The organism is Paenibacillus foliorum (assembly GCF_013141765.1).
Taxonomy (GTDB): Bacteria; Bacillota; Bacilli; order Paenibacillales; family NBRC-103111; genus Paenibacillus_S; species Paenibacillus_S foliorum.
In genome coordinates this window covers 1-25,075 of record NZ_WHOD01000111.1, presented here as the reverse complement: position 1 = coordinate 25,075, position 25,075 = coordinate 1, and the positions used below count along the sequence as shown (strand labels likewise).

At 39.0% G+C, this 25,075-nt stretch carries 33 protein-coding genes; 25 read left to right on the top strand and 8 right to left on the bottom strand.

The annotated features are described in order from the left end of the window. On the top strand, nt 1-952 hold a 952-nt coding region (locus GC093_RS30290; RefSeq protein ID WP_216624929.1), incomplete at its 5' end, for a DUF4352 domain-containing protein. A 117-nt stretch (nt 953-1,069) separates the two neighbouring features. Here the strand turns inward: GC093_RS30290 and GC093_RS36195 are convergent. Next, nucleotides 1,070-1,156 (bottom strand): putative holin-like toxin, encoded by an 87-nt coding sequence (locus tag GC093_RS36195; protein ID WP_281365347.1) that lies wholly within the window; start codon nt 1,154-1,156, stop codon nt 1,070-1,072. A 168-nt stretch (nt 1,157-1,324) separates the two neighbouring features. Here GC093_RS36195 and GC093_RS30285 point away from each other — a divergent pair, with 168 nt between their 5' ends. From GC093_RS30285 to GC093_RS30275, 3 genes are all read left to right on the top strand, one after another. After that, the gene (locus GC093_RS30285) at nt 1,325-1,528 is read left to right on the top strand and encodes a hypothetical protein (RefSeq protein WP_171655681.1); all 204 of its coding nucleotides are present in this window, start codon (nt 1,325-1,327) and stop codon (nt 1,526-1,528) included. Nucleotides 1,529-1,577: 49 nt separating this feature from the next. Then, nucleotides 1,578-2,030, top strand: coding sequence for a hypothetical protein (locus tag GC093_RS30280; protein ID WP_171655680.1), 453 nt, complete (start codon nt 1,578-1,580; stop codon nt 2,028-2,030). A gap of 138 nt (nt 2,031-2,168) precedes the next feature. Then, entirely contained in the window at nt 2,169-2,930 is a 762-nt protein-coding gene (locus GC093_RS30275) for a class I SAM-dependent methyltransferase (protein ID WP_171655679.1), read from the top strand. A 926-nt stretch (nt 2,931-3,856) separates the two neighbouring features. On the opposite strand, the gene GC093_RS30270 is transcribed toward GC093_RS30275, so the two are convergent. Then, the gene (locus GC093_RS30270; protein WP_171655678.1) at nt 3,857-4,234 is read right to left on the bottom strand and encodes a winged helix-turn-helix transcriptional regulator; all 378 of its coding nucleotides are present in this window, start codon (nt 4,232-4,234) and stop codon (nt 3,857-3,859) included. Nucleotides 4,235-4,380: 146 nt separating this feature from the next. On the opposite strand from GC093_RS30270, the gene GC093_RS30265 reads away from it, so the two are divergent. Genes GC093_RS30265 through GC093_RS30255 form a run of 3 tightly spaced genes read left to right on the top strand, consistent with a single transcriptional unit; the run spans nt 4,381 to nt 5,730 of the window. Next, nucleotides 4,381-4,752, top strand: coding sequence for a DoxX family protein (locus GC093_RS30265; RefSeq protein WP_171655677.1), 372 nt, complete (start codon nt 4,381-4,383; stop codon nt 4,750-4,752). Nucleotides 4,753-4,769: 17 nt separating this feature from the next. Then, nucleotides 4,770-4,994 carry a DoxX family protein gene (locus GC093_RS30260; protein ID WP_171655676.1) on the top strand — a complete coding sequence of 75 codons (225 nt, stop codon included), beginning with the start codon at nt 4,770-4,772 and terminating at the stop codon, nt 4,992-4,994. Between the two features lie 25 nt (nt 4,995-5,019). Continuing rightward, nucleotides 5,020-5,730, top strand: a complete 711-nt coding sequence (locus GC093_RS30255) for a DODA-type extradiol aromatic ring-opening family dioxygenase (protein ID WP_171655675.1) — start codon at nt 5,020-5,022, stop codon at nt 5,728-5,730. A 1,128-nt stretch (nt 5,731-6,858) separates the two neighbouring features. On the opposite strand, the gene GC093_RS30245 is transcribed toward GC093_RS30255, so the two are convergent. Further along, nucleotides 6,859-7,641 (bottom strand): phytanoyl-CoA dioxygenase family protein, encoded by a 783-nt coding sequence (locus GC093_RS30245; RefSeq protein ID WP_171655674.1) that lies wholly within the window; start codon nt 7,639-7,641, stop codon nt 6,859-6,861. Between the two features lie 169 nt (nt 7,642-7,810). Here GC093_RS30245 and GC093_RS30240 point away from each other — a divergent pair, with 169 nt between their 5' ends. The 14 genes from GC093_RS30240 (at nt 7,811) to GC093_RS36190 (ending at nt 18,593) form a co-directional block, all read left to right on the top strand. Then, the gene (locus GC093_RS30240; protein ID WP_171655673.1) at nt 7,811-8,656 is read left to right on the top strand and encodes an AraC family transcriptional regulator; all 846 of its coding nucleotides are present in this window, start codon (nt 7,811-7,813) and stop codon (nt 8,654-8,656) included. 684 nt (nt 8,657-9,340) lie between these two features. Continuing rightward, nucleotides 9,341-9,880: a GrpB family protein gene (locus GC093_RS30235; RefSeq protein WP_171655672.1), complete on the top strand. Its 540-nt coding sequence runs from the start codon at nt 9,341-9,343 to the stop codon at nt 9,878-9,880. A 164-nt stretch (nt 9,881-10,044) separates the two neighbouring features. Beyond that, nucleotides 10,045-10,464 carry a ribonuclease E inhibitor RraB gene (locus GC093_RS30230; RefSeq protein ID WP_171655671.1) on the top strand — a complete coding sequence of 140 codons (420 nt, stop codon included), beginning with the start codon at nt 10,045-10,047 and terminating at the stop codon, nt 10,462-10,464. A gap of 460 nt (nt 10,465-10,924) precedes the next feature. Then, nucleotides 10,925-11,566, top strand: coding sequence for a hypothetical protein (locus GC093_RS30225; protein WP_171655670.1), 642 nt, complete (start codon nt 10,925-10,927; stop codon nt 11,564-11,566). Nucleotides 11,567-11,652: 86 nt separating this feature from the next. Then, nucleotides 11,653-13,158 carry a hypothetical protein gene (locus GC093_RS30220; RefSeq protein ID WP_171655669.1) on the top strand — a complete coding sequence of 502 codons (1,506 nt, stop codon included), beginning with the start codon at nt 11,653-11,655 and terminating at the stop codon, nt 13,156-13,158. Between the two features lie 365 nt (nt 13,159-13,523). Continuing rightward, complete coding sequence (locus GC093_RS30215) at nt 13,524-13,862, top strand: hypothetical protein (RefSeq protein ID WP_171655668.1); 339 nt, start codon at nt 13,524-13,526, stop codon at nt 13,860-13,862. Between the two features lie 253 nt (nt 13,863-14,115). Beyond that, nucleotides 14,116-14,448, top strand: a complete 333-nt coding sequence (locus GC093_RS30210) for a winged helix-turn-helix transcriptional regulator (protein ID WP_102710951.1) — start codon at nt 14,116-14,118, stop codon at nt 14,446-14,448. Between the two features lie 269 nt (nt 14,449-14,717). Next, nucleotides 14,718-15,446, top strand: coding sequence for an NAD(P)-dependent oxidoreductase (locus GC093_RS30205; RefSeq protein ID WP_171655667.1), 729 nt, complete (start codon nt 14,718-14,720; stop codon nt 15,444-15,446). Between the two features lie 15 nt (nt 15,447-15,461). Further along, on the top strand, nt 15,462-15,923 hold the full coding sequence (locus GC093_RS30200; protein WP_171655666.1) for a DUF2269 family protein: 462 nt from the start codon (nt 15,462-15,464) through the stop codon (nt 15,921-15,923). Between the two features lie 260 nt (nt 15,924-16,183). After that, on the top strand, nt 16,184-16,642 hold the full coding sequence (locus tag GC093_RS30195) for a nuclear transport factor 2 family protein (protein ID WP_171655665.1): 459 nt from the start codon (nt 16,184-16,186) through the stop codon (nt 16,640-16,642). A gap of 134 nt (nt 16,643-16,776) precedes the next feature. Further along, nucleotides 16,777-16,953, top strand: coding sequence for a nucleotidyltransferase domain-containing protein (locus tag GC093_RS37010; RefSeq protein WP_376768690.1), 177 nt, complete (start codon nt 16,777-16,779; stop codon nt 16,951-16,953). 2 nt (nt 16,954-16,955) lie between these two features. After that, nucleotides 16,956-17,360 (top strand): hypothetical protein, encoded by a 405-nt coding sequence (locus GC093_RS30190; protein ID WP_312886639.1) that lies wholly within the window; start codon nt 16,956-16,958, stop codon nt 17,358-17,360. Between the two features lie 212 nt (nt 17,361-17,572). Continuing rightward, the gene (locus GC093_RS30185) at nt 17,573-18,136 is read left to right on the top strand and encodes a YdcF family protein (RefSeq protein WP_171655664.1); all 564 of its coding nucleotides are present in this window, start codon (nt 17,573-17,575) and stop codon (nt 18,134-18,136) included. 226 nt (nt 18,137-18,362) lie between these two features. Next, the gene (locus tag GC093_RS36190; RefSeq protein WP_246315700.1) at nt 18,363-18,593 is read left to right on the top strand and encodes a hypothetical protein; all 231 of its coding nucleotides are present in this window, start codon (nt 18,363-18,365) and stop codon (nt 18,591-18,593) included. Nucleotides 18,594-18,691: 98 nt separating this feature from the next. Here GC093_RS36190 and GC093_RS30175 read toward each other — a convergent pair whose 3' ends face one another. From GC093_RS30175 to GC093_RS30160, 4 genes are all read right to left on the bottom strand, one after another. Beyond that, on the bottom strand, nt 18,692-18,943 hold the full coding sequence (locus tag GC093_RS30175; protein WP_171655656.1) for a hypothetical protein: 252 nt from the start codon (nt 18,941-18,943) through the stop codon (nt 18,692-18,694). Further along, nucleotides 18,931-19,317, bottom strand: coding sequence for a hypothetical protein (locus GC093_RS30170; protein ID WP_171655663.1), 387 nt, complete (start codon nt 19,315-19,317; stop codon nt 18,931-18,933). The genes GC093_RS30175 and GC093_RS30170 overlap by 13 nt, the downstream gene beginning before the upstream one ends. Nucleotides 19,318-19,394: 77 nt before the next feature. After that, nucleotides 19,395-19,961 (bottom strand): substrate-binding domain-containing protein, encoded by a 567-nt coding sequence (locus tag GC093_RS30165; RefSeq protein ID WP_171655662.1) that lies wholly within the window; start codon nt 19,959-19,961, stop codon nt 19,395-19,397. Continuing rightward, nucleotides 19,958-20,275, bottom strand: a complete 318-nt coding sequence (locus GC093_RS30160) for a LysR family transcriptional regulator (protein ID WP_171655661.1) — start codon at nt 20,273-20,275, stop codon at nt 19,958-19,960. Before GC093_RS30160 ends, GC093_RS30165 begins: the two co-directional genes overlap by 4 nt. 80 nt (nt 20,276-20,355) lie before the next feature. Here GC093_RS30160 and GC093_RS30155 point away from each other — a divergent pair, with 80 nt between their 5' ends. Then, complete coding sequence (locus tag GC093_RS30155; RefSeq protein WP_312886640.1) at nt 20,356-21,066, top strand: type 1 glutamine amidotransferase domain-containing protein; 711 nt, start codon at nt 20,356-20,358, stop codon at nt 21,064-21,066. 194 nt (nt 21,067-21,260) lie between these two features. Here the strand turns inward: GC093_RS30155 and GC093_RS30150 are convergent, their stop codons facing one another. Further along, on the bottom strand, nt 21,261-21,944 hold the full coding sequence (locus tag GC093_RS30150) for an AlkZ-related protein (protein ID WP_171655660.1): 684 nt from the start codon (nt 21,942-21,944) through the stop codon (nt 21,261-21,263). A 704-nt stretch (nt 21,945-22,648) separates the two neighbouring features. Between GC093_RS30150 and GC093_RS30145 the strand changes: the two genes are divergently transcribed. From GC093_RS30145 to GC093_RS30135, 3 genes are all read left to right on the top strand, one after another. Beyond that, nucleotides 22,649-22,990, top strand: a complete 342-nt coding sequence (locus tag GC093_RS30145; RefSeq protein WP_171655659.1) for a hypothetical protein — start codon at nt 22,649-22,651, stop codon at nt 22,988-22,990. A 122-nt stretch (nt 22,991-23,112) separates the two neighbouring features. Next, nucleotides 23,113-24,501, top strand: a complete 1,389-nt coding sequence (locus GC093_RS30140) for a flavin monoamine oxidase family protein (protein WP_216624927.1) — start codon at nt 23,113-23,115, stop codon at nt 24,499-24,501. A 223-nt stretch (nt 24,502-24,724) separates the two neighbouring features. Continuing rightward, entirely contained in the window at nt 24,725-25,063 is a 339-nt protein-coding gene (locus GC093_RS30135; protein WP_171655657.1) for a hypothetical protein, read from the top strand. Nucleotides 25,064-25,075 lie beyond the last annotated feature (12 nt).

The following is a 25,075-nucleotide window of genomic DNA, read 5'->3' as shown; positions in this document are numbered from 1 at the left end:
GTTTTATTTTAAATATTTTTTTAATTCTCAATTAAAAGGGAGTATGTTTAAATTGCGTTTCAACAAGTTCTATACTGGATTATTTTCATTGTTATTAATCTCTGGCTGCTCAGACGCATCTACAGTTGTAAAAGTTGGCTCACAGTCAATGACAGAAAACGAGCAGACCACTATCAAAACCTCAACTAGGAATTCACATAAGGTTGGAGAAGCAGTAAAAAAGAGTACATACGGAATTAATATTACGAATGTTCAAAAGTGGGAAGGTAATAAAAACAATGTTCCGAAAAAGGATAATGTATTCTTAATTATCGACGCAATCATTGAAAATACCTCAGGTGATCGTTTTATGGTGTCGAGTTCTCAGGATTTTAAAGTAATTGATGATCAGGGCTTTTCTCACAGTTATTATCTCGGGACACCTGATATTAATAATGTTGAAGAAATTTTACTATCTGGTTCTAAAACAAAACTTCAAACTATCGTTCAAGTTCCTAAGGATGCTAAGACTTACAAAATTGTATACGCACCAAGTTGGTTAAGTTCCCCAGAAGAATTCTTTTTCGATAATTTAAAAGCACCTATTTTAAATAAAGTTACTTTTACAGTGACTGGAAAAAGTGGGGAAGAACAGATAGGCAAATTTACAGTAGATTTCAGCAATTTTAAGCCTGAGTATATATTAGGTAATGATTATAAAGTTCAAATGAAGGAGTACTATCCGAAATTTGAAGTTGATTCAAAAGGAGTGCCAATTAAAAACACCAGTAATACTGAACCATCGATCCCTGCATTTATTTTCAATATTATTAAAGCAGATCAACCTACTGGTGATGCATATCTTTCGTTTGTTAGGTCAATTGATTCACAAAACTTTAGAGCAGATGAGATAAATAAGAATTCTAGGTATGTTATTAAGATAATGAATGCTGGCGATATAGAAATAAAATAAAATGACTATTTTATTGAAAAAGAGTCAGATCAAATTATATGACCTGACTTGTACGGCGGCTTGTAATTGGCGGATTTAATTAGTATGGTTTCAAACCAAAACTAGAGCCAAGTTAGATCATTTCCTCTTGTCAATGTAGGTTAACAGTGTGAGTATAAATAACCCAAATGCAAACATGATTGAAAGAGCTTGAAATGTTTCCATGTTTACAGCCTCCACCTTTCCAGTAAGGTGTCCGCCTTTGTACAAGTCGTCTTATTAAGAATTCTATATTGAATTGGAAAATTGTGGTAGTGTCAATGGGACTACTAAGGTGAACTTTAATTTCTACATAATTCGATAAAATGGCTATTTTAAATGAAGGTAATGATTATGCCAAGAATAGGCGAAACATTGACAGATAAAATCATTCGAGTTATCAAAGTATCGGATGATCCAGCTATGCTAGTTGGTTACAGGTCTGATATATACGTTGAAAAGAATAAATACACAGTTGACGAATATTTTTATGATAAGTATGAAAAAAAATGTTATGTTAAAAATTATGATCATTTAGATAGTGTGGAGATTAAATAAAAGGCATGTTTTATGAGGACTTTATATATATCTGAGGTGAAATATTTTGTTGAAAATACGTAAGATTTTGAGTAAATTTGACTCTACGTTATCAAAAATAAACCCTGTACATATGGTTTTAGATAGAGTGGCTGAATATGCTTTTGAAATTAAGTGTATCCCATTAGTATCGAAATTTTTCGATTATTACTACATTTGTCACCCCAAGAAAGAGAATGTATTAATTGAGCCAAAAGATTATGTGCGTTGTGTATTTGAAGAACAAGTAGATGCAATAATTAATTATTGTTCAAATAATGCCAACATCAAATACATATCTATTGAAAGAGTTAGGGATGTTAATATAAATGCGGATGGCAACGGGTACGATAGCTTAATAACTATAAAAAGGCAGCCGGATAGTGCGAACAGCTGCCTTTGTTCAACTAACGGGGCAGGATTGTGTAGTGATTACTGTACCTATATTCGATTCGGAAAAATGGATAATATACAATATTGTTAAATTATATTGAAAGTGAGTGGTTGTATATGATAGTCAGATCTGTTCATTCATCTAATAAATTCGAGGTACGGAAGCATTAATATTAGAAACTTCTTTTATTAATAATCTTCCGTACATAAAAAAACGGAGGGAAAAAATATGTTTAGTTATTACAGTACACTTTGTAATGAAGTCTATGATTTCACAAAACCTGTGGGGTACTCTTTAGACGGGGATATTGAATATTACCAAGAACGGTTAAAAACTTGTCAGGGACGTATTCTTGAAGCTGGAGTTGGCTCAGGGCGATTTATAATTCCACTTCTTGAGGCTGGATATACAATTGATGGAATCGATTATTCTCCTGAAATGTTGGATTCGTGTCGAATGCGTTGTGAAGAACGCGGATTGAATCCTAATTTATACGAAGGTAAATTACAGGAATTTTCATTGCCATTTAGTTATGATGTGATTATTATTCCTACTGGTTCCTTTTGCTTGATCGAAAAGCGAGAAGACTCTCTAGACGCATTGAAATCTTTTTATAAACATCTTGTTCCAGGGGGACGTTTGATTGTTGATCTTGAATTACCTCACGGTTGGAAAACAGGAGAAGCTTCTACTTCAACTTTTTCTCTACCTAACGGGGATGGGATTACAATGGAAAGCAAATCGATTGAAATGGATTGGCTTAATCAATTTACCGTGTCCTATATAAAATATGAAAAATGGCGTCAAGGAAAGTTGATTCAAAGCGAGTTACAACGTTTTGCAATGCGTTGGTATGGAATCGATGAATTTAAACATATTTTAGAAAGTATTGGTTTCATTGATATTACATGTTCTGCTGATTATGTTTACCAACAGCAACCATCTAATGCTGGTCAAATCATTACTTTTGAAGCCGTGCGAAAGCTGTAAGGTAACTTCTGTCCTTTCGTTGAACGGGAAACGATAGTGGAGGAGCTCGCATCGCGGCAGATCCTCTTTGGCTTATTGAAGTAAGGGGCAGTTTAATACAAACGTTAGTGGTATAATATGGGGCAAATGGCATTTAAAATTTGAGGGGGAAGAATGAAAAAGAAAGAATTAATACTTTATTTTATGGTAGCTTCGTTTTTATACGGCGGAGCAATCTATCTATTCAAGAGCTTCTTTTGGTCTTTATTTTTTTTAGTATTAATAAGTTTCCTATTAACACTCAAGATTTCAGATGAAAAAATTAGTTTCGGGAAACAAATGCTAAGCGCTTGCTTAGGTATTTTCTTTTTTGGATGGATCGCAGTATTAATAATAATGCTGGTCAAGATATTCATAAGTTACCTATATAGCTTATTAACCTAACGAGGGATGATAGTTGAGGTTGCCGCGCTCGTATTGGCGTCCGGTAAGGCTGCAATACTATAGCGTTGCAGCTTACTTTTTCAGCGTTGGCTTCCCTCATTTGAGAAGTTAATTAAATTAAGTGATAATGGAACCTGAAATTCTTTAACTAGACAACCCTAATTACATATTGACCTAACGAGGAACGTTAGGTGAGTAAATGTAACAAGAATGAAATCTAATTTTCATATGGCTTTAATGAATCAAGCCTATAATAAAACTGACCCCCTTTAAAATATAAATAGTTATGACCCACAGCCCGTTGCTGTGGGTCACTTTTTTCTGCGAATGAGTGAGTATACATTAGCTAAACCATTAAAACCGAGGGACGGGCAGGTTACGCTAACGACGACAACTAAAATCAGCAGCGAAAAAAATAAATAAACACCCCACTAGGGTGTTTAAATTCGTTGATTTAACGTGAAGGGTAAACTTTATCCCTTCACGAGGTACTGTATATATTATTACTTCCCTACGAGATCATCTATTACTTCTAATGATTCCACGGATCGATCTTTCCCATATAACTCGTTCAAATGCTCCACATGAGCCATTCCCCAATCATTCATCGCCTGTAATAAATGGGTCATTCTTTTTCCGTATTCAGTAATGGAATATTCAACTTTAGGGGGAATTTGGAGATAAATCTCTCGATGAACAATATCATTATATTCTAAATCTCTTAATTGAGCGGTAAGCATTTTTTTAGTTATATCCGGCATTGCTTTTTGAAGCTCACTAAATCTCATCGTACCATTGGAAAAAAGGTGAAAGAGAATGACAGGTTTCCATTTCCCAACCAGGATTTCTAATGCGGTTTCTACTTTACATCCTTCAGGCATTGGAGGTCCTCCTATAAAAATAATTCAAGCTAATGTTAAGGTATCTTTTTGTATACTATGTTTAATTTAAGTACCTACTTCCGTTAATCAATCCTTGGTATTATTATAGCTCTATATATAAGCCATATTCAAGGAGGAAGTATAAAATGAAGTGGGCAGTTCGCATCTTGCAAGGATTGGTTGGTGTTGGGTTCTTATTAACAGGGTTTATGAAATTAAGCGGAGATCCGACTCAGGTAGAAGCATTTAATGATATTTACGGGTATGGCACAGGATTCATGTACGTTGTAGGGATAATAGAAGTGCTCTCTGCACTAGGATTATTGCTAGGCTTTTGGAGGAATAAGCTAGTCACCGTATTTAGTGGTGTTTTGGTCATGGTCATGGCTGGGGCTATACTTACACACCTTAAATCTGGTCAAGGGTTTGGAATTGCTTCAATGCCACTGGTACTACTGGTGTTGAGTTTAATTGTATTTATGGGGCAAAGAAAAATTACGAAAGCCAAATTGGCTTAAGAGGGGACATTTCGTTTATGAATATCGCATTATGGATCGTACAAGGTCTACTAGCATTGATGTTTATTACAGCAGGCACTATGAAAGCATTCCAGTATGAAAAAGCAAAGACTTCTTTGCCGTGGGTAAAAGATTCTTCGAAAGGTTTAGTTACTTTTATCGGTGTATCGGAACTGCTTGGCGGATTGGGTTTAATCTTACCTCAAGCCACAGGAGTTGTGGAACCGCCATTATTTAACTGATAAGGAAATAAGGAGGTTAGACCAAATGACGATTTCATCTGTCTTTTTGGCGCACGGATCGCCATTTACCATCTTCGAAGAATCCGAGTTCACGATGTTTCTAAATCGCTTCGGCAAAGAAAATCGGCCCAAAGCAATTATTATATTTTCCGCTCATTTCGAGCACGAGATTACGACGATTGCTGCTACCGACGATATTCATGAGATGGGTTATGATTATTACGGGTTTCCTGATTCATTTTATCAGGTACAGTATCCCGCGAGAGGCTCAACGATTGTTGCCTCCATCGTGGAGGAGCGGCTGAAAGAGCATAACATTCCTGTCCAACTGAAATATCGCGGTCTAGATCATGGTGTATTCCCTATAATGATGAAGGCATATCCGGAAGCTGATATTCCTATCGTACCCGTATCGGTAAATCCCTATTTGCCAGCTAGACAGCAAATTGCAATTGGCGAAGCCTTGCAGGGGCTGGAGAAAGATGGGATCCTGGTTATTGGCAGCGGTTTTATTAGCCATAATTTTAGTGCTTTTGACCGAGAGAAGGATGCACCGCCTCGTGAATGGGCTGTGGAATTCAAAAACTGGATTCGAGATAAGGTGCTTGCCAGAGATATCGAAGCCATGAGCCAGTATAATGTACTGGCTCCACATGCGGCAATGGCCGTGCCGCGCGCAGAGCACTTCGTGCCATTACTCATTGCGCTGGGAAGCGGAACCGCTGCGCGATATTAGAGTATTGTTCGATACAATAGAGCATGGTAGTGGAAGCACTCTTTCCATTCAGTTTTAATCGCCGTCTAAGTTGCATACCTTTCTATAGAATTATATAAGCTATACGTCAAATGTTAGGAAATTAAGGAACATGGTAAAGCAAGAAGATGTAATCCTGCTGAAGGGATCGAGGGGTATGCAATTGGAGATAATTTTGCAGAATTTATTATAATACAACTTGAGTGCCGAGAATGGGATCAAGTTCTTGTCATCCGACACGATCCGATAGTTAGGAGCTATTCCGATGGATGAATGTACTACTTTTGGAGCGATTCACTTCTATAAATGCACAACGAATAATTTCAAGACGAGATCAGTCAAACAGATCCAAGGATCGGAAATGTTATTTTGATGAAGTTGGATAGACACCTTACTTCTTTTTTTTATACAATGGTATAATGCCCTTAAATAGGGAACATTGCTAACGGACCAATATTTTTAAGGAGAGTGAATATTGTGAGGATTGTCGTAGTAAATCATGATCCGAAAAAGTAGACTAGCTGTCCAATATCCAACTGACATTGACAGCTACGGGGACGCTAAAGATGAGTTTGTCAAAAAAATTGAAGTAGAAGCCCTCAAATGGCATTGGACTTTCCGCTGAAATCAAAGGTATGATGAAGCAGTCATTAATACCACATAAAAAAACACGCAGCCAGTAACGGCTGTGTGTTTTTTTATGCCTTACGTTGGAAATTTATTTTCTGATTGAGTGTTTCAGTTGCATTAATGGAACCGTTTGAATGATATTAAGGGATTTTCTTGTCGCACAATGGAATTATTAAGTAGCAATGATCAAAATAGTAGGCCATTAATTCCGAAAGGTATCCATCCCTTGGTACTAGACAGGTATCTGATCCCCACTAATGAAATAATGAATATGTATTTAGAGGTCAGTGAATGGATAGAAGATAAAACTCCTGGAGTGATTATTCAAATGTTTGACCGGCCTACTAGATTTTTTTGGAAAAAGGTGAGAAATCAAAATATAAAATGATTGTGTTGTTTATTGATGAAGCGCAGTGTCTTTTTGAATTTATCTACGGATTTCATTCAGTTTCCCGTCATCCGATAGTTTTCACCAAAACATTAAGACTCTTTGATGATTTTGAAGTTCGGCTTCGCTTTCGTGAAATTGGGATTCTCTCCGCTGACCATCAGTCCCATGCCCCAATCAAAATGCTCCTGATTGCTAGGGAAATCGCTAGCCTCCCGATATTGAAACAACACATTTCTTCGCGTTCTTGTGCTCTTATTCGAGGATGACCCATGGATAGTTAAATAATTAAAGAACAGCACATCGCCTGCCTCTGCTTCACAAAGTGTTCCCATTTCGATTGGATATTCTTTATGGTTCAGGTAATGGGAGCCTACATGCGGTAAGCTTCCTGAGAGATGAGAGCCCGGAATGACACGGAGACAGCCATTTTCTTCATCCGCGCGGTCCAAATGAACACTTGCCGCAAGCATCGTATGATTTTCATGTGGGAAATACGGATAATCCTGATGCATCGGGAATGCCGCACCATTTTCAGGTGGCTTTACTAGCATTTTAGAATGATGCAACTGAACGTTCGGCCCTATGATTTGTTGTAACACTGCAACCATACTTGGGTGAATGACGGCTCTCATGAAGGCAGAATCATGATAGTGCACATCATGAAAGCCTTTAAGAACAAGTTTCTTCAGTTCCTCTGCCGGAAGGAATTCTCCCTGCCAAGCCGAATTACGGTCTGCTTTCGCATCGGCAGCGCGTTGAATAATTTTCTCCACAGACTGTCTCATTTCTGCTACTTCCGCTTCATTGAAGACACCTTTTACAAGCAAATATCCATTTTCTTTGTAAAAATCAACATCTTTAGGTTTTATCATAGTTGTTTATTCCTCCGTTTTATGGTTGATTATTAAGCTGCTTTCTATCTATAATTATAGGAAAATACACCTACGTAATCTTTATCAATAGAGGACATGTTTTTGCATAATAAGGCCATTTTTTCTGTGAAAGGTGAAGTCCATGTATCTATATAAAGAAACACATTCTATGCTGAATGAAGTTGTTAGCGTTATCCAAGGATCAGGAGCCTGCTTTAAAGTACATTATTGGGGGGCTCACCTTAGCTTGTCTGGGAACATACCCCATAAACATTCCTTTTACGAAATCTGTTACATTCTTGGTGGGGAGGGGGAATATTCAGAAAAAGATATCGTCTATCCCCTATGTGCAGGTACTCTATTCTTTTCAAAGCCTGGCATTACACACCAAATTCGTACCGAAAAAGGATTAAACATCATATTTATCGCTTTCGAGTTAGATGAAACACTAAGTGAGGATGCGATGCGTGAAGCTTACAATGAGCTAGCCATCCATGGAGATGTCATTTTTTATGACTCTGAAGACCAACCAACTGTGCAATTATGGAAATCACTTATGATCCGGGAAGGATATGGCTGTTTGCCTTACGCTGCTATTCATTCGATTGCCTACGCCTTGCTAGTTTCGTTTCCAGCTGCATTCGGAACGCTTACAAAGTCACCTGTGATTCGTCATAAAAGTACGCATGTCTTAATGCGACGTGCCAAGCTTTATATTCGCGACAATCTCTCCCAAGCACTTCAGCTCAAAGACGTTGCAAACTATTTGAGTGTATCAGAGCGTCATCTCTCTCGCCTATTTTCAGAAGGAATCCATGAAAACTTTACTTCTTTCATTCGCAGTGAACGAATTCGACAAGCTGCCCATCTCTTGCTGAGCAGCGATTTACCTATCAAAGAAATAGCTGAAATGACTGGATTTTCTTCGGTCCACTATTTTTCACGTACATTCCTTCTGGAAAAAAAGGTTCCCCCTGGCCGATTCCGCCAAAAAGAAATTGGTTATAACGGATAACCTTGTTAAGGATAAATAGAGAAAGAAAACGGAGCCTCTCATATGTATGAGTGAGCTCCGTTTTCTTAGTTCTGTCCCATAGTTCGATATTATCCATTTCTCAGAGACAAGCAAATTTGGGTAAATTTCCAAAGTTTATTCGTATCGATAAGTTGGCGTAATGTTACAAAAGTAGGGCGTTGTAATACAAATACTTTGTGCTCTGGAAATAGTATATTAGAGAGGTGGAAGGCGACAAGAGTCATGCCTACTCTAAATAAGATGGATATAAAATTCGTGAACGGCAGTGAAAGAATAAGCAGTAAAAATTTAATATTCTTGTGTATACTTTCACAAATGAGATTCATAAATTACTTGATTATTCAATAAAACTTACAAAAAGCTAGCCTTAAAAATTGTCGGCTGACAAGAACATTATCTCATTAATTGCCGCGTAAATCGCGGCTTTTTTATTTTATGGGATCAAGTACTTGTCAAAACCCAATGACAAGAACTTGATCCCATTCCCGACAGAGCCAGTTGAAGATTTTTATTGTTACGCTATTCCGCTAATAGCTATAGAAAGAACTGGTGACCTCATAATACGAACGGGCAGAATAGTTCTGAATAAAACTTTTGAGTCTAAATATGGTACTTCTATTATAATTGTAATGGGATAATACTTTGAAGGGGGATTGATGTCGAGTGTCAAAAAAACAGAACAAGGTCGAAGAAACGGAAGTCAGAGTAGTTCCTTATGACCCTAATTGGTCCGTTTTATTTGCAGAAGAAGCATACAGCATAAGAAATGCAATTTCTGACATCGTTAGTTCAATCGAACATTTCGGTAGCACTTCAGTACCTGGGCTGGATGCTAAGCCTATAGTCGATATTCTGGTTGGAACACAATCTGGTGCTTGTCAGACAGATGCTCATATTCAAACTCTTGCAAAGCTAAACTATGAATTTTTAGGCGAAGACGGGCGAAGACCTGGTCGATTTTTCTTCCGAAAAAGAGAGTTGAATAAATTTAACATAAGTATTGTACCGTTCGATGGTGACTTGTGGAGAGATAATATATTATTTCGTGATTATCTGCGTGCACATCCCGAGGAAGTTTGTTTTTATGCTTCAATTAAGAAAGCAGCGAAACAAATATCACCCAATAGCTTATTAGGATATCAGAACTACAAGCGCCCCTTTGTAGAGGAGATGCGAGTTTGGCACAATAATTCTGGCCAATAGACAATGACAAACAGGTGTAATTTTTATCGTTTTTGCTAAACTAACGAGACACGATAGCTCAATGACGCTGCTTCTAGCATGGAACGGCAGCAGCGCTATGGTAACGGGTGTTTAGTCTAGGCAATGGTTATAAACCAAGACAAATAATTGAGGCGAGAAAGTAAATGAAGAAACAAAAATTAGTTATAGTTCTTACGATCGTAATGTTAATATTTACTGCTTGCTCAAAGGGAAATTCAGAAAAGGGGTTCTCAGATAGCCAAGCTGATATTTTGACACTAACGAAATTACAAGAATCCGGAGTAGATTTTAGTAAAGAACAATTAGTTGATTTTCAAGTTTCAGTAGATACTGAAGAGAATGGAAGGAGGTTACAAGATAGATTAGCAAAAGAGAGCTTTAAATGTTCTATAAGAAAAGACTACGAAGGTAGTAGATGGACAACAGAATGTTCTAAGGAAATGTTTTTGGAAATAGACAGTATAATGAATGAACAACAACTGATTGATTCAATTTCTCGGAAATATAATGGTTACATAGATGGTTGGGGTGTGTTGGTAAAGCCAAATAAAAATAATGAATAAAGTAGTAGTTGTATGAACTTTGAAGGAAAAGTGTATTCATGGAAAACGCTAGGTTATTACGCTCCCTCGACACGATAGTTTAAATGGACGTACACTGGAAGTTACCACTTCATTGAGTACGTTCATTTTTTGTATAGTGTAGCTAAAGATCATTTGTCCCTTAAAATGTTTGAATTCCCAACAATAGGATGTTCCGTTTTTCTTTTTGTCATTTCTCAATGACAAGAACTTTATAACATTACCGATGGACTACATAATTATCAAAAAGTACAGAAAAAGAAAAAATAGTTTAAGGACTTATTTTAATGATATTTAGTAACTTTAGAGTAACTATGTTCTTATCTGTTCAAATACCATTTTTCCTGTTTTCCTTCACTAAATAGGCATATGGTTGTGTAATGCTGCATAAACCTTTCTAGAGTTTTTAGTTATTAATTCATTAGGATCAAGGAGGTAAGTAATGAGAAAAAAAGTTCTTTTTTCTGCAGCAGCGATAGGATTGATTGCAGCTCTTTCAATCCCTCTCATCGGTTTCGGTACTACCACAGCTTATGCCAAGGTTAAACCAAATCAGGTTACATTAGAAAGCGGAGGGGTTGGAGTTCCAATTGGCATCGGCCCTTTTGATCCTAAAATTTATCATGAGCCAACGGATGGAATTATCTCGGGCGCGCTGGGCTGTGTTCCAGACACTCACGAATTTGACAAAAGTAATACGGGTATTGGACCAGGTGGCGTAGAACACGAGCATATTGTCTTTACAGCGGGCGTTACCGAAATTTCCGAGCAGGGTGAAGCAGTAGAGTCGAAAGGTGATTTTACCCTTTATGTAGAGATTACTAGCAATGGCCAAAAGCTTATAGAGCTGCCATTTAGACTTCATGACACGCCTGACCCCAATACAGGAAAGCCATTTTGGGTAAGTGCTCTTTATTTTGAGGGAAATGTACAGGGAGATGGCAGAACCGCCATTAATCTTCCTACGGGTGAGTACAACTATAAATTCAAGGCTAAGGAGATAGGCAAAAATGGCCACGTCCTTGACGTGTGGGTTCCAAAGAACCACAAATTTACCATCGTGGATAGCGCTGATAAGAAATAATAATCTTTGTTGGGAATGAGGAGCAGAAATCAGCTCCTCGTTTCTTTAAATTATAAAGAATCCCATTATTCCAAAGGAGTAAAGACGTGAATAAAACCATTAACTGGCATAGTCTTCTTGTAAGCATAGCGATCGTTCTCATTTTCGTAATTACGGGTTTCAGTGGTGTCTCTAAAGCACAAGAGTCGACAGAGGACGCGAACCAAAATCAAAGCGTACAATTAAAAAATATTAAAGACATTTTTCCAGGTAAAATTACCCTTTCCACTGCAAAAGGAGTAGTAGGAACCCAAGTTCATTTTACAATCACGGGACTTGAGCCGGATACGCAAACTGATTTAGACTGGAAAACCGTCGAAGGAAAGTACGATCTTAAGGGACTTTATGAATTTATTGGGGCTTCGTTTAAGGATAAGGTCATTCCTTTGAGAACTGGCAAGAGCGATGCCAACGGTGAGCTTGAAGGGGACTTTACCATTCCGAGCGGATTTGGCGGAAACCATACCATTTATGTCAAACAAGCTAATAAGCTGATGACACAAGCAAACATCCATGTAAACCCAACGTTTAACATGTCGCCTTCTTCAGGCCCAATTGGTACGGAAATTACCATTACCGCAGATGGAATCGGTTATGATGACTTGGAAAGGAACTGGCAACTAACCTATGATAATAAATTAACTGGACTTCTAACAGCCATCACGACAGATGGAAAAGCAGTTGCCAAAATTCGGGCTGCGGGACCGGTTGGAAAGCACACATTAACAATTTGGCATGGTTATTTAGGGATACCTTATATTAATCACGAGCAAGCTCCAACCTCTTATTTACCTGTACCTTCATTCAGCTTTGATGTGACTAATGAAAAGGCCGATATGAACCAACGTGTTGAGCCAATACCATCAGCTGCTGACGGCGGGGTGGTAATGCCCGAACTAAAGAACGAGCTTGGAGTAAGTGTAAGTCTGGATAAGGATGCTGGAGTGGTTGGAGATACAGTAACCATGAAAGCAAGCGGGCTTCCTAAGAATCAAAAAATTAATTTAATTTGGAACACCATGAGAGGAAGTCGTATAACACAAGCGGGCTTTGGTGAAGAGAAATCTACCTTGCTAACTGTTAAAACCGATGATCAAGGTTCATTTATCGAATCATTTCCTGTACCCGATGACCTGGGAGGTATCCCGCATAGAATTGACTTAGAAGCTAATGGAAAGATTTATGGACAGACTTATTTAAGCATTATTCCATCAATTGTTAAAGTTTCTCCATCATCGGGTCCTGCAGGAACACCGATTCAGATTGAAATAAAAGGTGTTGGTTGGACCGAATACGATAACACTTATAATATTACATATGATAATGGTTACGTTGGATACGTTTGCGGGTTTAATAGTGCAGGAACGGTTATAGTTAATCTAATAGCTTCGGGTGAACCAGGTTACCATATTATCGACTTTTACCCTGGGATTTATAGAGGAAGGCAACAGAAGCCTGACATTTATCTTGCACCACAGTTGACATACGAGAATGACCATCCAGGGAGTGCAATCCCCGCAATAAGGTTGGGTTTTGAAGTCGTAAATCCATAAGGTAAAGGGAGAATATTGAAAAAGCCATCAGCATAACCGAGGATGAAGACGGGGTTTACATTCAACGAGAGTTTGCTACGTTTGGGACACGAAAGTCAAAGTTTTAATAATCGAGGAGCATGCTACGGCAGCTCAAAGCTCGAAGGGGCATCCTCAGCTAACTGGGAACTAAAGTTGAATACAAATTATTAATGAGCAGGTGCCTTGGCAGCCTGCTCATTTCATTAAACTAAACATTCCTGTTAGGGCTAAGAAATAGCCTTACAAACGGCAAGTTTGAAGAGATTTCAGAAAGTGGAATCTATAAGTTTAAAGACAATAACCCAGAGAATATTGTTCATCTACATGACGACAAATTTGGATATATGGGTGATGCTTTAAAATGGAATGAAACCAGAAATTCGGATACAAACGAAACCACACTTGGCTTTAATTACTATGGGCGCTCAATAATTGAGAAAACTGGAGCAACGAAGTTTTCTAAGCTAATGAAGGCTTGGCATCTTATGTTTTCATTAGCTCCTGAAGAAGTAATTTTAACTGGCTGGTATACCTGGCCTGAAGATGGCGACTCTCGAACAACCGGAGCCTATGAAAAATTAACGTTTAGCAGAGAAGAAATCCTAGATACTCTACGCAGACTAATTGAATTTTCAACAATGGTAGAGTCTGGCGAATATTTACTGATTTATCATGGTCTTTAAGCTAACGGGTACGATAGTTGAATAAGAGACGCGATTGCAGTCGATCGAAATGATCAGCTGCTTTTCGTTGAACGGGCAGTTATAGAGGAGAATAACCCCATTTCATTAGCCTCGTTTAATCTTCGCAACCGATTTTGGATCCGAAAACGAATTAATTATATTGGTTGACCGGATTGCAAACATTTTGTAAAATTATGTCAAGTGTATACTTTAGGGTAATGAGCTTACTTAAAGGTAAGGGGATGATTTATCAATGATTCATCAGCTTGAATGTCCAGTGGAGACAATCATTCATGTTCTAGGCGGCAAATGGAAACCAATGATTTTATGGCATCTGATACAATCCAATAAGCGATTCAACGATCTGGAAAAGCTTATACCTGATGTTTCTCAAAAAATGCTTTCACAACATCTACGGGACTTGGAACGAGAGGGCATAATCGATAGAACGGTCTACCCCACCGTCCCTCCAAAAGTAGAATATTCCCTAAGTGAATATGGTAAAACATTGATTCCTGTAGCAGAAGTCATGTGTGCTTGGGGAGAAAACCATAATAAGCGGAAATATGAAGAATCTGCTTCTTAAAGCTGGTTCAATTCATTTGCACACTAATTCAAGGACTCATAACAAAAGCTGCCAAGGGATTTTCCCTGGCAGCTTTTGCTATTTACAGTCAATCTTCCTTTAAGATTTTCGCCGTGGACCAACATGGATAACCCTTTCTGCTTATTGCTTACTTTTAAGTAAGGACCCTACATTAAAGTGGGTTCTTATTAAGATTTTTAAAAGATGCTAAGCTTGAGTCAATCCAGAGATGAAATATCGGGAGTCAATTATAAAAGGAGGAAAAAACGATGAAAATTATTGTTTTCGGAGCAACGGGAAATACGGGGAGAAGAGCGCTGGAGCAAGGGTGTAAAATGGGACATGAAATGACCGCATTCGTGCGAAACTCCGAGAAGTTTTATGGACAGCAAGGAGAGCGTTCCGCCAAACATGTGAAGGTGATCGTGGACGATATCATAAACCCAGTAAGCGTCGGCGAGGCGCTCTCGCATCAAGACGCCGCTATTATTGCTGCCGGCCATGCAGGTCAAGGAGATGAGTTCGTTCGTCTCGTTGATAACATTCTAAGCCAATGTGAAATCCACCCTAGTTTTTCCAGGAGGGTATGGGTAATGGGAGGTGCCGGCCTGCTGGATATTCCATATACTGATCTCATTGGCAACAATCTGCCCGGATTCCCGCCTGCGTATAAAAATCACAACCGGAATTTTGAACGACTGCTGCAGTCTGAGCTTGATTGGTCAATTATGTGTCCGGGAACTATGATTGATTCGATAGAACCTCCGGCGTCGGTTCATCTGCATATAACAACGGAAACCTTGCCCATATCAATTCCGAAGATGATTAAGGAATTATCTGAGGCCGATATAGCCGGTTACTTGTTCAGTCGGCTTCAAGAGCTGGATGTTGCTTATGATGATGTCGTGAAATGCATGCTGGACCATATCGAGCTCGGAGGGCCTTTTAAGAGGAAAAGGGTCGGACTCGCCTATCAAAGCGAGATTCCGGTGTGCTAAGGAGCAAAAAGGGAGATGGTGAGTTTGTTTGGATGGATCCTCGTTTTGCACATATTGGCTTCTATCGCAGTAATCGGTCCCGCTTTAGTGGTACCCGTCATTCGAAGGTCCGCTAGAACCGTCGGCCAGTTGCGCTTTGCTTTTGATGTAACGAACAAGCTTGCTATCCTGCCTAAAATTGGCGGAGCCGTACTTATTATTACCGGGGTTTGGCTTATGATCATAACGAAGATGGGGTTGTCCCAAATGTGGCTAAATATATCGATCCTATTATCGCTGCTCATGGTCGCCACGATCGAGGGATTGATCGGGCCGCGCATGAAAAAGATCATGGAGATTGTATCTATAAGTCAAAGCAAAGGGGATGAAGTACCCTCCGAGCTCGGTCGATTGATGAAAAAGATCGTACCAATCGAGACGGCGTCACAGCTGTTTATGATTGCCATAACCGTACTTATGATCCTTAAACCATTCTAAAGAAGCCGTCAACCCTTTAACAATCGGCCCCTGGGTAGCCCCAGGAAGGGAAGAATCAATATCGAAAAGGTAGCCGTGCGCAGCCCTTTGTTCCACTAATGAGGAATGATGTTCAATAACAAAAGGCTGCCGCGTGGCAGCCTTTTGTTCCGTATATAAACTTCCGCATTAACGCCGTAGCGAATGTAATAGCAACAAATCGAAGTTCCCATGTTCTATTATTAAAACGTAGCGGTCAAAATGAAGGGTGGGTTTTATGAATGAATGATTCATTAAGCGACAACAGCACTAAGACAACGGAAATATTAAATCGAATGTTTGAAGCTGAAATGGAATTTATGCGTTCGGATGGAAGTGACTTTAGCGGTATTAATTCTGCCTTCCACCCCGGCATCGTGGTTCATGAACCCGCATCGCTTCCTTATCCTGGAAATTGGTGCGATTATGAAGAGCCCGGAAGACTCTTTAAAACTATGCATAATACATTGAGTTCAATGAATATTGAGAACATGCTTGCTACTCTTGATGGGGACACCCTATTTATGGGGTGTACTCTAGTGGCTACGGCAAGACTATCTGAAATAGAAGTCCGATTACCTTTCGCCCAAATCTTAAAAATGAAGGACAATTTAGTTATAGAAGCATTTCCATATTATTTTGATACTGCATTGATTAAAGCGGAACTTAGTTATAATCAGAACATGGTAAAAAAGACATAGCTTTGAGCTAACGGAGAACTATAGCGCAGGAGCTGCATTGAAGCAGTTCTTTTTGATTTCATTGACGTAACGGGCAGGATAATGCAGGAAAAACAATCTGTACCAAGAAAAGGTAAGAGGAGGAGGGAGTTAATTTGAGAACAGATTTAGATAATTGGACGCCAATAACCGTATCGGATATAAATAAAGTATTCTGTAAGTTACCTATCAAGTGGTGTATCGCTGGTGGCTGGGCTTTGGATCTGCATCAATGTAAGCAAACAAGGGAGCACAGCGACATAGACATAATAATAACTCGTGCAGATCAATAATTGTGTTTGATTATTTAAGTACTGATTGGATATTGTATAGAGCTGAAGGAGGTAGGCTTACTCTTTGGGACGGAGAGTATTTAGATAATACAAATGATATATGGGTGAGTAAGAGTAGTGAGACTCCTTGGGCATTTCAAATAATGATCATCGATACAGAAGATGACCGTTGGATTTATAAGAGAAATAAAACAATTCAAAGACCAATAAATGATATGTTCCTAAAAACTGTCGACGGAATTCCTTATCTGAGACCTGAAATCCAACTACTCCATAAAGGGGGCTCATCGCAAGTAAGGGAAAAAGACCATAGCGATTTTAAAACAATTCTCCCTTCACTTTTACCCCAAGAAAAAGCATGGTTGAAATCCGCTTTATTACTGCAATTCCCTGAAAGTCACGATTAGATCAAGTTTATTTAACATTCAATTCCCAGGCAGTCGGTCGGTTGTAAGATTCGATAGCCTGTTGAGCTAACGGATAACGAGAGCTAAATGAGTAGTAAGTGAGGCAGCCAGCAATAACCGGCTGCCTTCTTTACGTTAACGAGATAACGAAGTCGCGATTCAGGTGTTGGTTTGTGTTACAATAAAAGGAAAATGTTAGGGGAGAGATTATATTGCTGCTATCGGAGTTCAATCCTGAGAACATGCCTCAAAATCATATTGACTCGATATTATTTAATAATCTGGTGGATGATGGTTCTAAAGGCGATGTTATCTTTGTTTTTGGAAGCCAAAAATCTTTAAAATATCGAGTCCCTGAAGCAATTAAGCTATACAAACAAAACCGTGCTCCTAGAATCTTGTTTTCAGGCGGGATGCAATGGGACGGTCACAGTGAGGTTGAGGCAAAAATGATGAGAGAAGAAGCAATTAAGCAAGGCATTTCTAAAGACGATATCTTAATCGAACCACTATCTAAGTATACAAAAGAAAATGTTTTATTTTCCTCAGAAGTCTTGGAGAGCAGTATCGGGTCAGCTAATATTCAAAGAATTCTGATTGTTACAACTGCTTATCATATGCGGCGTTGCCATTTAACCTTGATGACATTTCTGCCCGATTCAATTTCCTATACATTTTGTCCAGTCAATGACGAAGATACAAGAAGAGACACTTTGTTTATGAATGAAATAGGAACAGCAAGAGTAAGGGAAGAGTGCAAAAAAATAATTACATAAATATGGAACCACCAGTTGATGGATTTTGATGTTGAGTTGAGCTAACGAAGAACTATAGCGCAGGAGCTGCATTAAAGCAGCTCTTTTTTTGATTTCATTAAAGCAACGGTCAGGATAGTTAAAATTTTGTAATTAATCTTTTTGACTGTTTATTCTGAACATAGTTGAGAGATCCTACATACTTTGAAATAGGACATTAGACTATTTCATCAGGTGGAGGATAAAAATGTTAAGTTATTATACAGAGCGACAGATGATACCTCATCCAATTCTTTTGGAAGCAAGACAAACTGCCGTAAATCAAATTTTAATGACGTATGATAAGCGGACTGATTTAGCGTCAGCAACTAATGTTGCGAATTATTGGATTAGAAGTAATATGCCTGTTGGTATCGCGAGCGTAGGGATGAAGGATGCACTAACGGCAGAGATGCAATACGCCCTGATATGGCAATGATAACACCTGCTGACAATTCGATGATGAGGTACTATATGACATTTAGAGTTAATGCAATGTCTGGTGTAATGTATACAGTGCTACCTTGTTTTGTAAACTTAGAGGGAATGACTGGTTTTAGGGCAGAAAACTGGGCTCCCTTTAGCAGAAATATGTTTTTTGGCATGTAATTCAGATGTTGAACTTTGAAGGGGCTTGATATCCCAAAATATGATGCCCACCATGAGCAAGAACTTTTCCCCAAGAATTTCTTGGAGCACATCGCATGCCATAAATATACCAAATTCAAAATCATCAGAATCATCACTTGCAGAATCCCAGCCTTTCCAGCTGGATCCTATTGTATCCAATTTACATAGGATTCAGCAGGCTGATTCGAACCTGCATAAGCTTTTAATGCTAGACATCCATTAGTAGAACCGTGACCTGTAGAGTGCACAAAATCGTCGTATTTTCCATTATTAAGGGCAGTAGGGGTAACGTCGGCATTAAATTTACTTTTAACAGAATTCCATGAAGGATTGCTTACTAATTTTGTTGCAAAATAAATAGCATCTTCATTTCCAAAAACACCGAGTCCTAGCTGAGATTGTTTATCATATTTCGCGACACCAAACACGGAAGCACTTTGTTCTGCAAAATACAGCGTGTATAATTTCACGAAAGGGGGAATTACTTTGAAAAAAATATTTAGTAAAAATAATAAAGAAACTATAACGCTCATCCTTAGCTAATCTCCATTATTTCACAGGAAACTTAGAAAACCCATATTATTAGCTTCAAGTAGATCAGATTGCGATTTTAGTGAGAGAAAGGAGTACTAGTACAACGCTCTACAAATTTCATGATAGTAGGATTGATTTGGTCAATGGTACGATATGCTAACCAAATTTCATTAGTAATGGGATTAGTTGGGACCCATAATTCCTTCAAAGATCCTTCGAATAATTCAACCATGATCATATCATCAGTCATTACACTCACGCCTTTTCCTTGCACTAACATAGATTTAATAATACGAATATCAGGTATGATTACACGTGGAAGCAATGGTGGACATTCTCCAAATGCTTCGATCCAGAATTTTCGTATGAATGGAAGATCGGAACTATAGCTAATCCAGTCCAATTGTTCCAATGATTCTTTTACACTTGAAGATTCACCGAGTCCTTCTGGGAGCTTAGTATTCGCTGCTCCTACAAGCCGTATCGTTTCTTTAAGCAAGCGGACAAATATGATTCCAGGTATATCTATGTATGATGTCATAATAGCAACGTCTAAATGACCAGTCTTTAATGATTCAACTAGCTCTGTTATCTCATTAAAACTAATATTCAGCTGTTGAGGTAATCCTTCTACTCGATTCATGATGGATTCATACACGATTCTCTTGGGCCACCGAATCGAATAACAGGATGCTCAGATGAACTCTGAAATCCAGCTGTTATCCTTTCTAACTGATCCACAGCACGTGAAATTTGGCGATACAACATTTTTCCTTGTTCGGTGGGTAAAGTTTGACGTGACGTTCGCTGAAACAAGACTTCACCAACTTCAGCTTCAAGTGCAGTAACATGGTGGGTCAAAGCGAGTTGTGTCATAAAGCGGAATTTAGCAGCGGCAGATATTGATCTTAAGCGATAAATGGACACAAATGAACGATACCATTCAAAGTCAGCCATAATTTTTTTATGCCTCCATGATGTTTTTGTAATTTGTATTATAGCTTACGCCAAATTAAAATGGAAATAAATAACAGGGGATTCATTTTCTTAGTGAAATTATTATTGAGAGTGGGATTATCAATGAATACCAAAAAGATTTAATTGTAGTAACTAGTCACCAAGAGATTCAGCCGGAACTTCAAACGGGTCTATGGTTATCCGAATTTGTTGAGGTTTACGATTTATTAATAAATGCAGGTCATCAAGTAACAGTAGCTAGTATGAAAGGAGGTAAAACTCCGATAGATCCAAACAGTTTGCCTCAGGAAGGAAACGCTGAACGGATCAGTGACCATGAACAATTGCAAGATACGGTACTACTTAAAGAATTAAGCTCTAACGATTTCGATGCCATTTATCTACCCGGAGGTCATAGAACTATGTTTGACTTCGCTAATGATATTTCATTGCAGAACATGGTTCGAGAATTTGCTCAATCAGATCGAATTGTTGCAGCTGTATGTCATGGTTTGTCAGGGTTCGTGGGTGTTACATTATCAAATGGAGAATCGTTTGTGAAGGGAAAAACGCTAACATCGTTCACTAATAATGAAGAGCAAACGATTCAACTTGATAGTCTCATGCCTTTCTTGTTAGAAGACGGTTTGCGTCAATTAGGTGCGAACTTCATATCCGCGCCAATTTTTAGTGAACATGTCATTACCGACGGAAACTTGATTACAGGTCAGAATCCGCAATCTTCAACGAGTCTAGGTAAAGCCTTGCTTGAACGTTTGGAAGCAAAATGAATTATTAGTAGAACGGATATGAATGTGATAAACAGATCGAGAACATTTATACATACGATGTAACCTTTCGTGCATATATTCTGAAACGATTTAAATCTAAGAACGGAGGAGGTATTTGGATCGGAGTGGACTTATATTGAGAAGATTAATAGGAGCTGCAAACGGCAGTTCCTATATGTTTTATTATCAGGGATTTAGGACTCAAGTTGAAATATTTTATTGAGAAATCCCAATGCCTCAACACTGCATTTCCTTGTTAAGCAGTTCTTTAGTTCCTTCTTAGCAAGCTCCACGCGAAAATCAGATTGAAGTATGCCGACGTTCTCCATCCAATGGTCGGTTGACTCGAATGAAGTACTCTTCCACGCGCTATTCACATCTAAAATGATCCTACTTTCTTTGGTACCAGAAATAACAATATCCATAGTTTCTTGTAAGTCCAAAAGGGACCGTTCGAATGTCTTCTTCATTTCTTTGCCATGCATTCTCGCTTTTAATCTTAACGACCTAGTTTCGATGCCTTCTTCCTCTCTGATTTGTTGATAAAGCACTAAAGCATCCTTCGAAATCAGACCTTGTTGATAACGAACTTCAATAGATATATTGCTTCCTAGAATGACTTTAACCCATGGGAACAATTCGCGTGAAATGAGAACCGGTTTTTTCTTAATGAATTTACCGTAAGCCGCTGCACCATCACTGGGAAGTCGTGTTCGCCAAAGCCAAGGATCAGTTTCAGTCCCCGTTAACCATTGCTCGCCAAAAGTGATTTCGTAAAGTGAGGGATGATTTGGAATAAGTGGTGCCAGTGGCAAGATGCCCACTTCATTAATAAGCTGAACAGCCTCTTCATATGTGGAGATTTTTATTTGGATCATTCGTATTTCCTCCTAATCGTAGCTTCCTATAGAGTATTACGACATTATAAATAATACAAATTAAAAAAACGGCAGGAAGATATAAGGTTTTTTATAACACCAAATACATTACACGAAATTTATTTACCTATGGCCCGATTATCATCGGCTTGAACTAACGGTGATGCAACATAACGAACGATCAAGGCTTTGCAGGATGACGTTTCTAACTATTACATCGGAGAACAAGATATCTATCACGTACGCGGGTAGCATGTAGTATTTAAACAGATGGACTTATCTTAACCTAAGCACTAAGAAAATACTTTATTTTCTTTGCTCACCCTTAGGGTAACACGGCTGCTGACCCATGCCAGTAACCGCGTAAGCTATCGTTTCCGTTAGCGTAACGATCAGAGTACAGTACGGAATAGGTAGTGTTAAACTATTTATCCTCCGAGAATTCAATAACAAATTGGACGATATCTGTAGTATGGTTCACGTAGACCCAGCAACAGATCAGTTCTCTATGGCAGCATAACCTCGTACTTGCTAGTCAAGGTCGGTAGCTGTGAACGTTGCCACGACTTCTTCGGGGCTACGTCCTTCTCATTATATTCCATTTCCAATTACCTATTAAATCTAACGGGCAGCTTAACGCAAAAACAGGAGGCTATCGTAACTTAGCAGCCGTTCTGAAAGGATAGTTGACATAGTTTAGGATTGTGTGGAGGTCAGACAGACGTAATAATAGAAAAGAGGGAAAAAAAGTTACCCAAAACAAAGGGAGGCAGGAGAACGTGTCGAACATGGACAAGGAGAAACAGGCTCTGGAAAAAACGGTGTATGAAACAGGCGAGATCATAACGACGAAAGTGTACAAGGTCAGCCCGGAGCAGGAAGTGGGACTCGATTGTCTGTCAGCTGAGAGGCACGAAAAGTTACGCGAGGAGGCAATACCGAAGATCCGCGAGCGGTACGAGCAGCTGGTCAAGCTCCGGCAGCAACAGCCGAAGGCCGACGAAGGTGGCAAGCCTCCGGAGGATTCCGCTAACGGAGAACGATAGTGGAGGAGCTTGCTTCAGACAGCTCCTCTATTGTTTTATGAAGTAACGGACAGCATAGAATAATAAGAAGTGCCTAGGAACTAAAGGAATATAAACACACATGATGTATATAAAAGTAATATTTGGAGGAATCGGATTTTATGGTAATAGGTCGTTTTCCTGAGCGTATTGTAGTTATTGGGGCAGGGATTGCGGGTTTGGTATGCACTTTGGAGCTTATGAAACAAGGATATAACGTGCGTTTATTAGAGGCAAATAGTCAACCGGGTGGTCGCATATACACGATGCGGGATCAATTTGCCGACGGATTGTTTTGCGAAATCGGGGCTGCCTTCATTGGAGCGCATCATTTTCTCACATTGAGTTATGCCCAGCAAGCCGGGGTTCAATTAATAAATTTACCAGTCCCCAATAGAAGTTTGTCATATATCGACGGGAGATTAATAATAGATTCTCCGACTGAACCTGCACTATGGCCTGTTTCACTTACAGCCGAGGAAAGAATTTTAGGATATGCGGGAATGTTGGAAAAGTATCTCAAGCCGGGCCTTAAAGCGACGGGTAATCCTTTTTTGCCGGGCTGGCCCACAAAACAAGCGGCACAGCTCGATTCAATGACAATGGAAGAATATCTTAAAGGTCAAGGAGCATCTTCGGGTGCGATTAAGCTGTTTGAAATCGGATATATGCAGATGTTAGGTGATGGTATTCGCAAAGTATCTGCATTACAGCGACTGCTTGACCTAAAAATGGCCAGTTCCGAAAGAAGTGCAAAGACTATAGTAGGTGGAATGGATCAACTACCGAAAAAGCTTGCCCTTACAATTGGCTCTAATATCAGTTATGGATGTGCTGTGACGCATATTGAACATAGTAATAAAGGAGTAACTATCCAATTTAATAATTCCGGCGAAGTTTTCACTATCTGCTGTGATCGGGTCATTGTGGCCATTCCCTCTACAGTCTTGCGTACAATTCATTTTTCTCCGCCACTTAGCAAAGAAAAAAATGATGTCATTCAAAATCAACTTTCTACTTCCGTTACGCGTACCGTCATACAAAGCCGAACTAGATTCTGGAACAACTTAAGTTCCTTTACTACAGTAAATACGGATCTGAAAATTGGATGGTTGCTTGATGCTACATTCACTCAAACGACATCAAGGAGGGGGTTAATTTGTTCGTACTCCTCCGGTGAATCGGCGCGAGAAATATATAGAGCTGGTAATTTTAATTCAACTGTATCAGAAATCAAACAGGTGCTTCCTGAATTGTCGTATAATTATGAAGGTGGGACGGTCTTTTCTTGGGATCATAATCCTTACTCCCGAGGTGCGTATGCTTGGTATAAGCCGAAACAGATGATTCGAATGCTCCCAACACTGTCTGCCGAACAAGGTAGAATTTACTTTGCTGGCGATAATACAAGTCTTTTTCCCGGCTGGATTGAAGGTGCGATCTCTTCTGCGTTACGAACTGTAAATCAAATTATTGCCGGTAACAGCATATAGTACGGTAATGTATGTATTAATAATTAGTACGAGACAATAACCTGAGCCATGAGGTTGCCGTGGGATATATTAGAGCTTCACATTAGTAAAGAACGATCGGCAGCCTCGCTACGCTATACGAACGGGCAGGATAACGTAGCAATTATGTTGAATTTAAATGGTACCAACCAATGGGGATCAATTATGAATCAATAGCGGGAGAACATGAAACGGAGAGCGGTTAATGGATATTTGCTTTTATGATAATAATGAACTTGCAGCAAACGAAAAAGGCATCGTTTCTATAGATAGAGTGTATTGCATAAATTTCCATGAGTTTATCGGGGCAACATGGGAACAGCTTCGGCAAGTTTATTTGGTATTGCCGCAATATGTCATTAAGGAGCATCAATGTCCTATGTGGTTTGGCGAGGAAGGGATATCACCTAACTACTTATATGCTTCAGTTGAGCCCTCAGGATTACAAATTGTTGGAGAATTAACAATCGAACAATGGGAGATATGGGAAAGCGTATTTCATGCTCAACTATCCAGGTTCTCATTTCCATCGTTTGAATGTTGAATTGCTAAGCTA

Bases quoted from the DNA above. Each gene is read 5' to 3' on its own strand.
- GC093_RS36195 (WP_281365347.1), bottom strand. From the start codon at position 1,156: ATGGAAACATTTCAAGCTCTTTCAATCATGTTTGCATTTGGGTTATTT.
- GC093_RS30285 (WP_171655681.1), top strand. From the start codon at position 1,325: ATGCCAAGAATAGGCGAAACATTGACAGATAAAATCATTCGAGTTATC.
- GC093_RS30275 (WP_171655679.1), top strand. From the start codon at position 2,169: ATGTTTAGTTATTACAGTACACTTTGTAATGAAGTCTATGATTTCACA.
- GC093_RS30270 (WP_171655678.1), bottom strand. From the start codon at position 4,234: ATGCCTGAAGGATGTAAAGTAGAAACCGCATTAGAAATCCTGGTTGGG.
- GC093_RS30265 (WP_171655677.1), top strand. From the start codon at position 4,381: ATGAAGTGGGCAGTTCGCATCTTGCAAGGATTGGTTGGTGTTGGGTTC.
- GC093_RS30260 (WP_171655676.1), top strand. From the start codon at position 4,770: ATGAATATCGCATTATGGATCGTACAAGGTCTACTAGCATTGATGTTT.
- GC093_RS30255 (WP_171655675.1), top strand. From the start codon at position 5,020: ATGACGATTTCATCTGTCTTTTTGGCGCACGGATCGCCATTTACCATC.
- GC093_RS30245 (WP_171655674.1), bottom strand. From the start codon at position 7,641: ATGATAAAACCTAAAGATGTTGATTTTTACAAAGAAAATGGATATTTG.
- GC093_RS30240 (WP_171655673.1), top strand. From the start codon at position 7,811: ATGCTGAATGAAGTTGTTAGCGTTATCCAAGGATCAGGAGCCTGCTTT.
- GC093_RS30230 (WP_171655671.1), top strand. From the start codon at position 10,045: ATGAAGAAACAAAAATTAGTTATAGTTCTTACGATCGTAATGTTAATA.
- GC093_RS30225 (WP_171655670.1), top strand. From the start codon at position 10,925: ATGAGAAAAAAAGTTCTTTTTTCTGCAGCAGCGATAGGATTGATTGCA.
- GC093_RS30215 (WP_171655668.1), top strand. From the start codon at position 13,524: ATGGGTGATGCTTTAAAATGGAATGAAACCAGAAATTCGGATACAAAC.
- GC093_RS30210 (WP_102710951.1), top strand. From the start codon at position 14,116: ATGATTCATCAGCTTGAATGTCCAGTGGAGACAATCATTCATGTTCTA.
- GC093_RS30205 (WP_171655667.1), top strand. From the start codon at position 14,718: ATGAAAATTATTGTTTTCGGAGCAACGGGAAATACGGGGAGAAGAGCG.
- GC093_RS30200 (WP_171655666.1), top strand. From the start codon at position 15,462: ATGGTGAGTTTGTTTGGATGGATCCTCGTTTTGCACATATTGGCTTCT.
- GC093_RS30195 (WP_171655665.1), top strand. From the start codon at position 16,184: ATGAATGATTCATTAAGCGACAACAGCACTAAGACAACGGAAATATTA.
- GC093_RS36190 (WP_246315700.1), top strand. From the start codon at position 18,363: ATGTTAAGTTATTATACAGAGCGACAGATGATACCTCATCCAATTCTT.
- GC093_RS30170 (WP_171655663.1), bottom strand. From the start codon at position 19,317: ATGAGCGTTATAGTTTCTTTATTATTTTTACTAAATATTTTTTTCAAA.
- GC093_RS30165 (WP_171655662.1), bottom strand. From the start codon at position 19,961: ATGAATCGAGTAGAAGGATTACCTCAACAGCTGAATATTAGTTTTAAT.
- GC093_RS30160 (WP_171655661.1), bottom strand. From the start codon at position 20,275: ATGGCTGACTTTGAATGGTATCGTTCATTTGTGTCCATTTATCGCTTA.
- GC093_RS30150 (WP_171655660.1), bottom strand. From the start codon at position 21,944: ATGATCCAAATAAAAATCTCCACATATGAAGAGGCTGTTCAGCTTATT.
- GC093_RS30135 (WP_171655657.1), top strand. From the start codon at position 24,725: ATGGATATTTGCTTTTATGATAATAATGAACTTGCAGCAAACGAAAAA.